This window comes from Paenibacillus allorhizoplanae (genome assembly GCF_927798215.1).
Lineage (GTDB): Bacteria > Bacillota > Bacilli > Paenibacillales > NBRC-103111 > Paenibacillus_E > Paenibacillus_E allorhizoplanae.
Genome location: NZ_CAKMMW010000010.1, coordinates 36027 through 49920, shown reverse-complemented (window position 1 = coordinate 49920; position 13894 = coordinate 36027). Strand labels below are relative to the sequence as shown.

At 44.6% G+C, this 13894-nt stretch carries 10 protein-coding genes and 1 riboswitch; of the genes, 5 read left to right on the top strand and 5 right to left on the bottom strand.

Annotated features, from left to right (window positions below):
* Positions 1 to 126: 126 nt before the first annotated feature.
* A complete protein-coding gene (locus tag L6I86_RS17670; RefSeq protein ID WP_236289144.1) occupies positions 127 to 1017 on the top strand; it encodes an AraC family transcriptional regulator in 891 nt (296 codons plus the stop codon).
* Here the strand turns inward: L6I86_RS17670 and L6I86_RS17665 are convergent.
* The 5 genes from L6I86_RS17665 to L6I86_RS17645 form a co-directional block, all read right to left on the bottom strand.
* Positions 1004 to 2092, bottom strand: coding sequence for a Gfo/Idh/MocA family protein (locus L6I86_RS17665; protein WP_236289143.1), 1089 nt, complete (start codon positions 2090 to 2092; stop codon positions 1004 to 1006). The two genes, L6I86_RS17670 and L6I86_RS17665, sit on opposite strands and share 14 nt — an antisense overlap.
* A 22-nt stretch (positions 2093 to 2114) precedes the next feature.
* Positions 2115 to 3269, bottom strand: coding sequence for a Gfo/Idh/MocA family protein (locus L6I86_RS17660; RefSeq protein WP_236289141.1), 1155 nt, complete (start codon positions 3267 to 3269; stop codon positions 2115 to 2117).
* Between the two features lie 84 nt (positions 3270 to 3353).
* Positions 3354 to 3866 (bottom strand): NUDIX domain-containing protein, encoded by a 513-nt coding sequence (locus tag L6I86_RS17655; RefSeq protein ID WP_236289404.1) that lies wholly within the window; start codon positions 3864 to 3866, stop codon positions 3354 to 3356.
* 199 nt (positions 3867 to 4065) lie between these two features.
* Positions 4066 to 6354, bottom strand: a complete 2289-nt coding sequence (metE, locus tag L6I86_RS17650; RefSeq protein WP_236289139.1) for a 5-methyltetrahydropteroyltriglutamate--homocysteine S-methyltransferase — start codon at positions 6352 to 6354, stop codon at positions 4066 to 4068.
* A gap of 99 nt (positions 6355 to 6453) precedes the next feature.
* A complete protein-coding gene (locus L6I86_RS17645) occupies positions 6454 to 7365 on the bottom strand; it encodes a LysR family transcriptional regulator (protein WP_236289137.1) in 912 nt (303 codons plus the stop codon).
* Between the two features lie 165 nt (positions 7366 to 7530).
* A riboswitch (cobalamin riboswitch) is annotated at positions 7531 to 7727 on the top strand.
* Positions 7728 to 7858: 131 nt separating this feature from the next.
* Here L6I86_RS17645 and L6I86_RS17640 point away from each other — a divergent pair.
* The 4 genes from L6I86_RS17640 to L6I86_RS17625 all read left to right on the top strand — a co-directional run bounded on the left by L6I86_RS17640 (position 7859) and on the right by L6I86_RS17625 (position 13771).
* Entirely contained in the window at positions 7859 to 9502 is a 1644-nt protein-coding gene (locus L6I86_RS17640) for an S-layer homology domain-containing protein (RefSeq protein ID WP_236289135.1), read from the top strand.
* Complete coding sequence (locus tag L6I86_RS17635) at positions 9502 to 10431, top strand: DUF4430 domain-containing protein (protein WP_236289133.1); 930 nt, start codon at positions 9502 to 9504, stop codon at positions 10429 to 10431. Before L6I86_RS17640 ends, L6I86_RS17635 begins: the two co-directional genes overlap by 1 nt.
* Positions 10432 to 10604: 173 nt before the next feature.
* On the top strand, positions 10605 to 11318 hold the full coding sequence (locus L6I86_RS17630) for an energy-coupling factor transporter transmembrane component T (protein ID WP_236289131.1): 714 nt from the start codon (positions 10605 to 10607) through the stop codon (positions 11316 to 11318).
* Positions 11291 to 13771 carry an ATP-binding cassette domain-containing protein gene (locus tag L6I86_RS17625; protein WP_236289128.1) on the top strand — a complete coding sequence of 827 codons (2481 nt, stop codon included), beginning with the start codon at positions 11291 to 11293 and terminating at the stop codon, positions 13769 to 13771. Before L6I86_RS17630 ends, L6I86_RS17625 begins: the two co-directional genes overlap by 28 nt.
* The last annotated feature ends 123 nt before the right edge of the window (positions 13772 to 13894 follow it).

Below are 13894 nucleotides of genomic sequence, written 5' to 3'. Positions count from 1 at the left end.
TCCCCCAGCGAGTTCATTTCGCTGCTAGTTCTTCAGCTAATGCCTTGCCGATTACGGCTTCATTCCTGTATACTTTGGCTGTATCGAGCGCCTAAAACCCTACGTATTGCTAAGGAAGTGACCCTGATGTCCTATGTTCGAAATATCGGTTTGAACGAGAATCCACTCTATTTTGCCTATCAGAGAGAAACCATTGGATCCGAGCAATTTCAGGGCACGTTCCACGCCCATCAAGGGATAGAAATCTTAATTGTCCACAAGGGACATGGCACGTTGATTGTTGATCAGAAGAGCTATGAAGTAACCTCCGGGATGTTATGTGTGTTTCAGCCTTATCAGCTGCACCATATTCAGGTAGACCCTGAGACGCCATTCACGCGCACTGTTATTCAATATGAACCATCTGTTTATGAATCCTACTTCGCGCATTGGCCGCGATTGTTGGCTTTTTTCAAGCATATCCATACCAGCACGTTACATGCCCCTTGTCTCTATGGACTAAACGAGGTGGATCAGTTTCATTCCCTATTCCAAAGCTTAGAAACGAAGCAGCCCTCTATAAATAAAAACGATGAGTTAGAGGAGTACTCCCTCTTTCTCATCGCTTTTTTCCGAAGCTTTATGCCACTGTGGGAGCAGCACGATGGCCAGATTCGTTCTGGCCCTACGCGCAAAACCCATCAAGCCGAGCGCATCCTAAGCTGGTTGGAGGAGCACTACACCGAACCACTGCGTTTGGAGCAGATGTCAGCAGAGCTGCATCTCTCCCCTTACCACTTGTCCCATCTGTTTACCGAGTGCACGGGTACCAGCATTTCCGATTATGTAACTGCTCGCCGACTGCAGCAGGCCGTTAAGCTGCTTATGTCAACCGATCAGACGGTCGCTCGCATTGGCGAGGCGATTGGTGTGACGAATTGCTCTTATTTTTGCAAAATGTTCAAAAGCCACATTGGCATTACGCCGCACCAGTATCGCAAGCAAATACAGAAGCAGTACGAGGCTACTCTTGCTTAGCTGCCGTAATGATCATAGCATCGCGCTGGGCAATAAGGCATAGCTCCGCTGCTTTAAAGGTATGCTCCTGCGTCATCGCGACTTCCGTACGATTCAAGCAATCTAAGATCAACTGACCAAAGTAAGGGAAACCAACCTGGCCGCTGACGGCGAAATGCTGCTCCCCATCCTTGTTCACGAGGTACACATGATTACTCGTCTGTTCTCTTGCAATATCGACATATTTACGAAGCTCAATGTACCCGTCGCTGCCCAGAATCGTCATACGGCCGTCGCCCCATGTGCTCAAACCGTCCGGGGTCATCCAGTCCACTCGGAAATAGCCGGTTGCACCATTGTCCCCGACCAACGTAGCATCGCCGAAATCCTCAAAACTCGGATACTGAGGGTAATTGTAATTCGCTACTTTACTGTGTACAACCTTCGCGTCTTTTGCCCCCGTAAAATACAAGAACTGCTCGATCTGATGACTCCCAATGTCACACAAAATACCACCAAACTTCTCCTTCTCAAAGAACCAATCCGGTCTACTCGACAAACTAATGCGATGAGGCCCTAATCCAATGACTTGATGAACGCGACCAATCGCGCCTTGTTCGATTAATTGGCCAGCATATATTGCGCTTTCCACGTGTAAACGCTCGCTGTAATAGACGGCATATTTCTGTCCTGTCTCGGCTACCTTCGCACGTGCTTCATCCAGTTGCTCAAGTGTTGTGAACGGAGCTTTGTCCGTGAAGTAATCCTTCCCGCTATCCATCACGCGCAGTCCAAGCGGCCCGCGATCGCAAGGAATCGCCGCAGCTGCCACAAGCTTTACCTCACTATCGCCTAGAATCTCCTCCAACGAGCTTGCCGCACGCACACCTGGGTACGTGCTCAGGAATTTATCCACTTTGGCCGGATCCGGATCGTACACCCATTTTAATTCCCCGCCTGCTTCCCGCAGACCATTGCACATCCCATAAATATGCCCATGATCAAGCGCCGCCGCCGCAAAAATAAACTCCCCTGGCTGACAAACCGTATTAAAATTTCCTTGTGGTGCGTAATTCATGCCATCGCTTTTTTGCATTTACGTCAGTCTCCTCTGATGTTTATTTAAAAGTACTTCCCGTAGTAATCGTCTGTGGCGCGAAATTCTCGATAGACGTATTCTTCTCGTAAAAATGAGTCGCCTTCGCCATCACACCGCTTCTCGTATAGAACGCGTCTTGCGCATCAAGCGGGAATTTCACAAGCTCGTCTGTGCTCGCTGATTTGTAAATCCCCGTAATAAGCTCCAACGTTTGACGACCGCTAATCCCATCGATCAGCACGGGTGCACCGGTTTCAATCGCGGTTAACACATTGTCGATTTGGCCAGCATGTCCTTCATAGATGACTTCTGGGAGTTGGTTGTAGAAAGTCTGCAATTGCTCCTCCAGCTCCGTGTTCGGCTCTGGAAAACCGTTCGACGTTGAATTCGACGCTTTCACTTTCCATGGCGCAGATACACGTGCTTTCGCTCCTTGGAAAATCAACTGCTGCTCCTCACCATGATGAACGACTGAGCTCGTGATTTGCCCTAGAGAGCCGTTCGCGAAACGAAGCATTCCGATCGAGAGATCCTCAACCTCGGCGTTATCGTGCGACACGTTGCTCATGAATGCTTGTACTTCCGTTGGACTGCCCATCATCCAAAGCATGGCATCGATATGATGCACCGCATGGTTCAGCGTCGGGCCGCCGCCTTCTTTCTCCCACGTGCCACGCCACCAGAGGTCGTAATAACAATGGCCGCGCCACCAGAAGGAATCAACTTGGACGTGGACAACTTTGCCCATCAGGCCGCTTTCCAGGACGGATTTCATTTTCATCATTGGCGTCTTGAATCGGTTCTGTGCCACAACGGATAGAAGCTTACCCGTGCGGTTCGCAGCAGCATTCATCAAATCACACTCCTCGAGCGAGGAGGCCATTGGCTTCTCAACCATCACATGTGAGCCTGCTTCTAGAAACTCAACCGTAAGCGAAGCATGCGTGTACGGCGGTGTACAGATGGAGACGAGATCAATGTCCTCCAGCAGCAGCTCTTTGTAATCTTTTACCGCTCGCGCTTCATCCAGCTTAAATTGATCAATGCGCTCCTGCGCTTTATCCTCATAAATATCGCTAATCGCGACAATTGTACATCGCTCCGGAAATTGTAAATAAGCTTCAATATGCGCCTTCGAGATCGCGCCAGCACCGATAATTGCTACCTTCAGCATCTATTTCATCTCCCTGACATTTGTTGCTCCTAGCATACCAAGAATGCGATTACAATTGTGACGCTATCTTGTGCAAAAATACCGTTACTTTGCGGTTTTGGTCAATTCGTTTAAGCGATGATCCTTTATCCACTCGGAGACAATTAAATAAACATTGTCCTTCATCAAAGAACTAAATGTTGGGTCATTCATGATCTCAAACTGCTCCGGAATTGTATCTAACAGCATGATACCATTCGTTTCATATCCAACCGGTAACTCCCTTAGAATACTTACTTTTGCAATATATATATTTTTCACATATACGAGTTGGTCCTTTTCAAAAATCAAATATTGTCCAACCGTTTCAATCGACGCGAGTTCTCCTCCCGCCTCTTCATACATCTCTCTGATTACCGTTTGTATAATCGACTCGCCTTCTTCCCTGGTTCCTCCAGGTAATTCCCAGCCGCGAGCATGATGTCTAACAAGAACCAACTTTCCTTGATAGAAGGCGAAAATCAGGACACAGTTCGCTTCTTCAATGAGACATTTCTTTGATAATATGATTTTTTGATTTGGCAATGCACCAGAAAACTCATACTTCACGATAATCACCAATCCCTTACTTATGTGATCGTCTTCTTAATCCGCTCATTCCGATAAGTCAACATTATGAGGGGAAACAAAAAAAGTATTTGATCCAAAGATCAAATACTTTTCCCAACTAAATTCAGTGAATCTAGTAGCTCTGCCCGGATAAAGCGGGAATTGCACAGTTTAGCTAACTCCTTTGGTTCCATAACGTTTCAAACGATTATACGAGCGCAGCATGCTTGTCACGCGCAATTTTTGTTGCGTCCACCATGTTGCGTAAGGAAGCAACCGTCTCTTCGAGTCCACGCGTTTTCAGACCGCAATCTGGATTAATCCAGAATAGCTTAGGATCCAGCACACGCAGGGCGCGTTCGATCATGGCTGTCATTTCCTCAACACTTGGAACACGTGGACTGTGAATATCATATACGCCTAATCCAATTCCCAGCTTGTAGGTATTCAACTCGAAACTATGAATTAATTCACCATGGCTACGTGATGTTTCGATTGAAATGACATCGGCATCCATCGCCTCGATCGAATCAATCATGTCATGAAATTCGCAATAGCACATATGCGTATGAATTTGTGTTGTGTCTTGTACGGTGCATGTCGCAATGCGGAACGCTTTAACTGCCCATGCCAGGTAACCGGCTTGTTCTTCTTCCTTCAGCGGCAAACCTTCACGAACGGCAGGCTCGTCAACTTGAATCATGCCAATACCAGCACTCTCAAGTGCCTCTACTTCTTGTCTAAGCGCGTACGCAAGTTGGTAGGCGATATGTTCACGAGGAATGTCATCACGGACAAACGACCAGTTCATAATCGTGATCGGACCAGTCAGCATGCCTTTAACAGGACGGCTTGTGCGTGACTGTGCATACTTGGTTTCTTCAACAGTCATTTCCCCTGTGAAGGCTACATCCCCGAAGATCACCGGCGGTTTCACACAACGGGAACCATAGGATTGCACCCATCCATTTTGCGTAAATGCAAATCCTGCAAGCTTTTCTCCAAAAAACTCGACCATATCGGTACGCTCAAATTCACCATGCACAAGAACGTCCAATTCGATTTCCTCTTGAAGCTTGATCCAAACATCGATTTGCTCACGAATGAACGCAGCATACTGCTCATTGTTCCATTCGCCTTTACGCCATAATTGACGCGCCTTACGAACTTCTGCAGACTGCGGGAAACTACCAATAGTCGTTGTAGGGAAAAGCGGCAATTGCCATTTGGCTTGTTGTGCGACATGACGCTGGGCAAATGGACGGGAACGTTCTGGCTGCTGAACACTTAGTGCAGCTACGGACTGCTGAATATCGCTGCGGTTACGCTCATCCGATTGTTGAAGTGCTTGGATGGCGCGATCACATTGTTCTATTTCTTCAAGTACCCCAGCTTTACCCGAAGCGATTGCTTTCGTGATAAGAACAAGTTCATCCAGCTTTTCTTCTGCATAAGCTAAAGCATTCTTCAGCTCAGATGTAAGCTTTGTCTCTCTTTCAGTCGTTACCGGAACATGGAGTAAGCTGCTCGACGATTGAATAACCAGATTCTCCGTTGCAACGTGCTTAGTGAGTTCTTCCACGAGCTCAAGCTTCTCCCGAATCGATGCTTTCCAGATACCACGGCCATCAATTACGCCTGCACCCAGAACCTTGTCTGCAGGAAAACCAAACGTTTTAATGTTCTGTATGTTAGCGCCCAGACCATGCACGAAATCCAGTCCAATCCCCTTCACTGGCAGAGAGATGATGTCAGCATAGCGATCTACGGATTCAAAATACGTTTGCAGCATAATGTTTAGGTTTGGCACAGCTGAGGCAAATGTTGCATATATGTTTTTAAGTCTCTCAATGTCAGCATCGCTTAACTTCGTTACGAGAATTGGTTCATCGATCTGTACCCATTGAACCCCTTCTTCTGCAAGCTCCTGAAGGATCTGTACATAAAGCTGTGTCAATCGGCTCAACCAAGCGTCCGTTTCTGATTTACTGTATCCTTTGGATAGCTTCAAGAAAGTTAAAGGACCGACGATGACCGGCTTTCCTTCGATTCCAAGCTTTTCCTTCGCTTCCCGGTAGGCTGTTAATGGCTTGTTTTCCGTAATGACAGGAGATGCTCCGGTCAGTTCAGGCACAATATAGTGATAATTGGTGTTGAACCACTTCGTCATTTCACTTGCTGTAGCATCCTTCGTTCCTCGGGCAACTCCGTAATAGACTGACAAGGGTACTGCGCCCCCCTCAAAAGCAAAACGTTCAGGAATAATGCCAAACATAGCAGCTGTATCAAGGATATGATCATAATAGCTGAAATCGTTAACCGGAATCAGATCGATGCCTTTTTCCTTCTGCTTGCGCAAGTGATTTAAACGAATCTCCTGCAGCTGTAACTCAAACTCTGATTCTTCAAGCTTGCCTGCCCAGAAGGCTTCGAGTGCTTTCTTCCATTCCCTGTCAGCACCAATACGCGGATATCCCAAACTACTACTTCTTACCATTCGACAAAACTCCTCTGCAATAATTTGTTACACCAAAGATATCACAGAGGATTAGTTATAACGTAACTGGATTTATCTATATCTAGATATAGCCGTAAGCTATATCAAAATTGGGTCGATTGCCTGTTGGAGTGCTGCTACGTAAGCTGCACCGAGCTTGGATAGCGGAATATGGCTATGGGAAATCCACCCGACATTGATCGTTTCGTCACAATCCAAAGGTACGGGAATAATCTCATTTCCATTCAAATCTGAGCTCAAAACCCCGGTCGATATGGTATATCCGTTTAAGCCGATCAACAAATTAAAGAGTGTGGCTCGGTCATTCACACGGATGCTTTTCTGATGTGACATCGTACTGAGAATTTCTTCGGCAAAATGAAAGGAATTATACTCCCCTTGATCAAAGGACAAATAGGGATAGTTTTGCAGCTGGTCAATGGTCACGATGGATTGCTTCGCGAGGGGATTTTTAATGCTGATAAAAATATGCGGTTTGGCGATAAATAAACTGTTGAATTGCAGATTCCCGCTTTTAAGCAGCTTGTTTATGACCTTCCCATTAAATTCGTTCAAGTATAAGATGCCAATCTCACTGCGCAGGTTTTTGACATCTTCAATAATTTCGTACGTTTTGGTTTCTCGCAAAGCCAACTCATATTCATCCTGACCATACTCCGAAACAAGACTTACGAACGCATTTACCGCAAAAGCATAATGCTGAGTCGACACAGAAAAATGCTGCGATGAAGGCTTCGCATTCAGGTATCTACTTTCCAATAACTCTGCCTGCTCGACGACCTGCCGCGCATAACTAAGAAATTCAACACCTTCTTTGGAAAGTGATATCCCTTTATTTGATCTTTCAAAGATAGCGATTTGAATTTCTTCTTCCAACTCCCGAATCGCATTTGAAAGGCTTGGTTGGGAAATAAACAGCCTTTTGGCAGCCTCATTAATAGATCCGCGATTTGCTACCTCGATTACGTATTTTAATTGTTGTAAAGTCATGGATATCCCTCCTTCGACTATAATCCGAACCGGCAGCTTACTTAATTTTGAATATTGTAACACAAATTATGTGAATCACCGTATCTTGAATGACATCTATACGAGCCACATCAATACTAAACTTCCATAGACAAACAATTGAACTGACTATATGATTAGACTAATTAAATAATTGATAGTTAAGGTGCATGCTTATTAGGAATAAGCAATGCTTAATTGGGAAGTCTGGTGCAAATCCAGCACGGTCCCGCCACTGTAAATGAAGAGCAACTCTAAGAATTGCCACTGGTATTCCTATACCGGGAAGGTTAGAGAAGCGTTGACGCATGAGTCAGGAGACCAGCCTTAATGTGTATTCACAAACTCTACGGACGATGGAGGGGGTGCCTTTTTGTTGTCTACGACCTATATTGACATCACAGCCCTTGATTCTTTCAAATCAAGGGCTTTTTTGTATGCTCATCATCCCTATCATTTTACTAGGAGGACAATAATGAAACTAACCTATAGGATTTTCACCCTATTCATGGCTCTATTCCTATTTACAAGCAGCATTAACATAATTCATGTATCTGCTGCCTCTGATACGGCTGTAGACAGTGCTGTAACAGACACTGCCGCCTATTTACTTGAAACGGTAAACAAACCAGAGGTAGGCTCTATAGGCGGTGAATGGGCCATTATCGGGCTTGCCCGTTCCAACTATGACGTACCTCAAAGCTACTACGATGATTATTACAAAAGCGTTGAAACCTATGTCAAAGATTTGAAAGGCAATCTTCACGATAAAAAGTACACCGAATACTCACGTTTGATTTTGGCCTTAACCGCAATTGGCGCAGATCCCACTCATGTTGCAGGATATAATCTACTTACGCCGCTCGGGGACTTCGATAAAACCATCTGGCAAGGAATCAATGGTCCTATATTTGCATTAATTTCCCTCGACAGCGGCAATTACAATATCCCGGTTAATCCAACCGCCAAAACGCAGGCTACCCGAGACATGTATATAGATGAAATCTTATCGCATCAGCTTCAGGATGGCGGATTTGCACTTTCGGGCGTATCGGCAGATCCTGATATTACGGGCATGGCCTTACAGGCACTAGCCAAATACCAAAATGATACGAGAGTAAAAACAGCTACGGAAAAGGCAATTAACCTTCTTTCCAAATTACAGGACAACGATGGCGGCTATGCAAGTTGGGGCTCGAAAACTTCGGAGAGCACCGTGCAGGTACTGATGGCGCTATGTGAGCTTGGTATCAATATTGAAGATAGTCGTTTTATTAAGAATGGTCATACCATTGTTGATGATTTGCTATCCTTTTATTCCAAAGGACAGGGATTTAAGCATACTTCTGACGGCAGTGGAGTAACGGGGATGTCGACAGAGCAGGCATTGAATGGGCTAGTGAATGTACAAAGAATCCTCACGAATAAGAGCAGCCTATATAGAATGAACGATGTCAAGCAAGCTACCTCAGCAACACCTGACAACAATAACGGCTTACTGAACAAACACAAGGATATACAAGTTATGCCTGTTACCGATGCGAATAAGACTTTCTCTGATATCGCTAACCATACAAATAAAGCAGCCATTACATCCCTTGCATCTAGAGGAATTATTAACGGTATGACTGACACTGAGTTCGCACCGAATCAAACAATGACGCGTGCCGAATTTTCAACCATTATAACCAAAAGTTTAGGCCTACCTATGCAAGAGCAATCTAAATTTCATGATGTCCCTGCTACAGCCTGGTATGCGGACTATGTAGGCACAGCTTATTCTTATGGCATCGTAAGCGGAACGTCAGAGACCACTTTTACACCGGACAGTACGATTACAAGGCAGGAAGCTGCTGTCATGATCGCCAATGCAGCTAAGCTCACTGGCATGGATACCCATTTGAACACAGTTGAAACGAGAGATATGTTAGCTCAATTTGGAGATTACACACAAACAGCCGAGTGGTCGAGGGATGCGCTAGCTTTTAGCTATCGAGAACATATTCTATCCCAAGATATGCTGAATATTGAGCCGACTACAGCAGTCACACGAGCTGAAATAGCCGAGATGCTCTACCGCTTACTCTCTACCGCTAAACTTATTAAAGAGGCGAACTAATGCGATTAACGAAAAATAAAATAATTGCCGCGACGATCATATTGATCGTCTTGGTGGCAGCTTTCTTCAGTAGCGGAATGCCGCGGCAGCAGACCACGACGTCCTCGCCTTCCTTATCTGAAGCAATCGAGCTAACGCCACCTCCTATTGAACTGAAGAATTCTAATTCTTCTGATGAAGAAGCGATGACGTCAAGCACTCCTGCCCTATCTCAACCGTCATCAACTCCTGCTATGGAAAATAACCCCAAGTTGGAGAAGGACCAAGAATCTCCTCCTGTATCTACAGCGACGGCGAAACCTACTCCTATTGCGACTCCGGATACTGCATCGTTGAACAAGGAAACGCTAAAATCAACTACGCCTGATGAAACCAAACCTACGCCAACCAAAGCGATGGACCTTGATCCTAAGACGGGTAAGGACCAATACCTTACCGATCCTATTCCTGAGGGGAAACCACTTCCTATCGAACCACAGAACACGAAAATCACTGACAAACAAATGACAGTGACGCTTTCGGTGAACTGCTTAACGATTCTAAATAATATGAACTTGCTTGATCCTGAAAAGGTTGAGCTTGTGCCGAAAGATGGCATTATTTTCAAATCACAACAGGTTACATTTTATGAGGGAGAATCCGTATTTAACGTCCTACAAAGAGAGATGAAGAAGAATAAAATTCATATGGAATTTGTGAACACCCCTATTTACAATTCAGCCTATATTGAAGGTATCCATAATTTGTATGAATTTGATTGTGGAGAGCTATCCGGTTGGATGTATAAAGTGAACGGTTGGTTTCCTAATTATGGAGCAAGTCGTTATCAGCTGAAGCAAGGTGATGTCATTGAATGGGTATACACCTGTGATTTGGGACGTGACGTTGGGGATACGTATAATTCAGCAGGCGGTGGTAAGAAGCAATGAGGGATTCCTTTTCAAGCTACCACCCCCTTATTAACTTTTTGTATTTTACATGCGTCATCTTGTTCTCCATGATTTTCATGCATCCAGTAAGCCTAGTTATTTCTCTTAGCTTCTCCTTTGCCTATTCCATCTATCTGAACGGAAAGAAAGCAATCAAGTTCAACTTTCTCTATATGCTCCCTTTTCTTGTCATAACTGCATTAATCAATCCTGCCTTTAATCACGAAGGCGTTACGATATTAACGTACTTGCATAACGGAAATCCGCTAACCCTAGAATCTATTACCTATGGTCTTGCAGCAGCAACCATGTTCATTTCCGTTATCTGTTGGTTTTCTTGCTATAACGCTGTGATGACTTCTGATAAATTTATTTATTTGTTCGGGAAACTTATCCCCGCCTTATCGCTCATTTTTTCGATGGTGCTTCGTTTTGTACCCCGGTTTAAGGCTCAGTTTATCATCGTTTCCAATGCACAAAAATGTATCGGTCGGGATATATCCACGGGTAGTCTCATTCATAGAATCAAGCATGGTATTCGGATTCTATCTATCATGGTGACCTGGATGCTTGAGAATGCCATTGAAACAGCAGATTCGATGAAAAGCCGAGGGTACGGACTAAAGGGAAGAACCGCGTTTTCCATATTTACTTTGGATAGCCGCGATAAAACTGCACTAATCACGCTAGTTGTAAGCGGAGGTTATATCCTGATAGGAGCCGTTGCGAAAGCCATGTATTTCCGGTACTTCCCTTCGATGCGAAGTGCAGGGCTCTCTGCTTACAGTATAAGTGTCTTTCTGACATATGCATTCCTATGCGCAATACCGCTTATTATCAACATTTCGGAGGATAACAAATGGAAATCTTTACAATCCGACAAGTGACATTCTCCTATCCAGGATCCATTAGGAATGCGCTACATGACGTTAATTTGACTATAAAACAAGGCGAATTTATAACCATCTGCGGTAAGTCAGGTTGTGGCAAATCAACCCTCTTGCGACATTTGAAAACAGATCTAACACCGCACGGAACACGAAGTGGGGAGATTTTATTTGATGGGATGCCCCTTGAACATCTAGACAGACGTATGCAAGTCGCTCAAATAGGCTATGTCCTACAGTCTCCTGACAACCAGATTGTAACAGACAAGGTCTGGCATGAGCTTGCTTTCGGTCTTGAAAGCCTTGGTTACGACACCCCCGAGATTCGGCGGCGTGTTGCGGAAATGGCCAGCTTCTTCGGCATACAAGAGTGGTTTCATAAACCAGTTACCGAATTATCAGGCGGTCAGAAGCAGCTGTTGAATCTGGCTTCCATTATGACCATGCAGCCAAAAATATTGATATTGGATGAACCTACCAGTCAACTCGATCCTATTGCTGCAGCAGAATTTCTAACTGCCATTGGGAAAATCAACCGAGAACTTGGGGTCACTATTCTCATATCCGAGCATCGACTCGAAGAGGTCCTTCCGCTGTCAGATCGCGCAATTGTGATGGATAATGGTGAAATACTCATAGCTGGAACACCGAAGGAAGTCGGTGAACAACTTCGGGATATGCAGCACGACATGTTTTATGCGATGCCCACTCCCATGCGTGTGTATGCAAGAATTGAGAACCAGCTCCCTTGCCCCATTACAGTCCGTGAAGGTAGAGAATTCTTACATTTACTTGCACAGAATCACACATTCAAGAAAGACATTCGAACCGCTGACATGCCAGTGCGAAGGGCAGAACCGACAATTGAGCTAAACGAAATATGGTTTAAATATGAAAAAAGTTCCCCTGATGTGGTGAAAGGCCTGAGCTTACGTGCATTTCCAGGTGAAATTTATGCAATTGTTGGTGGTAATGGAACGGGTAAAACAACCACCCTTTCTCTGATAGCTGGACTTCGCAAACATTATCGTGGAACTGTCCTGATAAATGGAAAACCCATTGACAAGTATTCGGACAGTGAGAAATTCAGTGGACTCCTTGGCGTTCTCCCTCAAAATCCACAAGCACTTTTTGTACAAAAAACAGTTCAAGCTGATCTTTTGGAGATGCTATCCGACATCAAGATGGACATGCCATATAGGCAACAATGTATCGATGAAGTTTCAGAGTTATGTATGTTACAGCAACTTCTCGACCGACATCCTTATGATTTGTCTGGAGGGGAGCAACAACGTGCCGCTCTTGCTAAGATCTTACTTCTTCAGCCTGCCATTCTTCTGTTGGACGAACCGACGAAAGGTCTAGACGCACATTACAAATTGATGTTTGCCGAAATTTTAATCAATTTAAAACAACAAGGAACTACCATTGTTATGGTCAGTCATGACATCGAGTTTTGCGCTAGCTTTGCTGACAGGTGTGCGATGTTCTTTGACGGGGCGATCGTATCCGAGGGCAATCCCCAGGAATTCTTTGCTGGAAATAGCTTTTATACGACTTCTGCAAGCCGAATGGCCAGAGATTTGATTCCAAAAGCCATTACAACCAATGACATCATTAAGGCCTTTAATGGCAATGAAGAAATGCATATGGTGGACACAAAACCAAAGGTGCAACTACCTCCATCGTTCCGTAAACATAGCCATATTTCAAGCATATCAATCCCTAATGAGCAAACACCAGTCGAACACAGAAGCCTCTCCAAACGCACATTGACTGCCATGCTCATGATTCTTTTATTAATTCCGTTAACCATTTGGTTTGGCATTTATTATCTGGACGATAGAAAATACTACTTTGTCAGCATGCTTATCATTTTGGAAACCCTGCTGCCTTTTATGATGATTTTTGAGGGGCGAAAGCCCCAGGCAAGAGAGCTTGTGGTCATAGCGGTGCTATGTACGATTGGTGTAACTGGCAGAATGGCATTCTTCATGGTTCCTCAATTTAAACCAGTTGTTGCGATTGTTATTCTTTCCGGTATCGCATTAGGAGCTGAAACCGGCTTTCTAGTCGGTGCAGTCACAGGTTTTGTATCGAATTACTTTTTTGGTCAAGGGCCTTGGACACCCTGGCAAATGTTCGCTTTCGGGATTATTGGATTTCTTGCTGGTGCACTGTTTCGAAAAGGAATTTTACGTAGAAACAGAATTGCTCTTTGTTTGTTTGGAGGATCAGCGACATTTCTCATTTATGGCATAATCATGAATTTCTCATCCGTCGTAATGACAGGATCAAAACCCACAATTGGCGCACTTATACTTGCGTGTATTCGAGGAGTTCCCTTCGATTTGATTCATGCCATAGCCACTGTCATATTCCTATATTTCCTAGCAAGACCCATGCTTGAAAAATTAGATCGAATAAAAGAGAAGTATGGGTTAGTTTCGTAAAAAAAAAAGAACAGCACCTCCATGGTTAATTTATAACCATGGGGGTGCTGTTTTTTACTTCCAAATGCGCAATTGCATCCGACCGGGAATGAAGAGGATTTCTCCCCTTCTTCGTTAAAGTCC

Excerpts from the sequence above, each read along its gene's own strand:
- L6I86_RS17670 (WP_236289144.1), top strand. The coding sequence starts at position 127 with ATGTCCTATGTTCGAAATATCGGTTTGAACGAGAATCCACTCTATTTT.
- L6I86_RS17665 (WP_236289143.1), bottom strand. The coding sequence starts at position 2,092 with ATGCAAAAAAGCGATGGCATGAATTACGCACCACAAGGAAATTTTAAT.
- L6I86_RS17660 (WP_236289141.1), bottom strand. The coding sequence starts at position 3,269 with ATGCTGAAGGTAGCAATTATCGGTGCTGGCGCGATCTCGAAGGCGCAT.
- metE (WP_236289139.1), bottom strand. The coding sequence starts at position 6,354 with ATGGTAAGAAGTAGTAGTTTGGGATATCCGCGTATTGGTGCTGACAGG.
- L6I86_RS17645 (WP_236289137.1), bottom strand. The coding sequence starts at position 7,365 with ATGACTTTACAACAATTAAAATACGTAATCGAGGTAGCAAATCGCGGA.
- L6I86_RS17640 (WP_236289135.1), top strand. The coding sequence starts at position 7,859 with ATGAAACTAACCTATAGGATTTTCACCCTATTCATGGCTCTATTCCTA.
- L6I86_RS17635 (WP_236289133.1), top strand. The coding sequence starts at position 9,502 with ATGCGATTAACGAAAAATAAAATAATTGCCGCGACGATCATATTGATC.
- L6I86_RS17630 (WP_236289131.1), top strand. The coding sequence starts at position 10,605 with ATGCTCCCTTTTCTTGTCATAACTGCATTAATCAATCCTGCCTTTAAT.
- L6I86_RS17625 (WP_236289128.1), top strand. The coding sequence starts at position 11,291 with ATGGAAATCTTTACAATCCGACAAGTGACATTCTCCTATCCAGGATCC.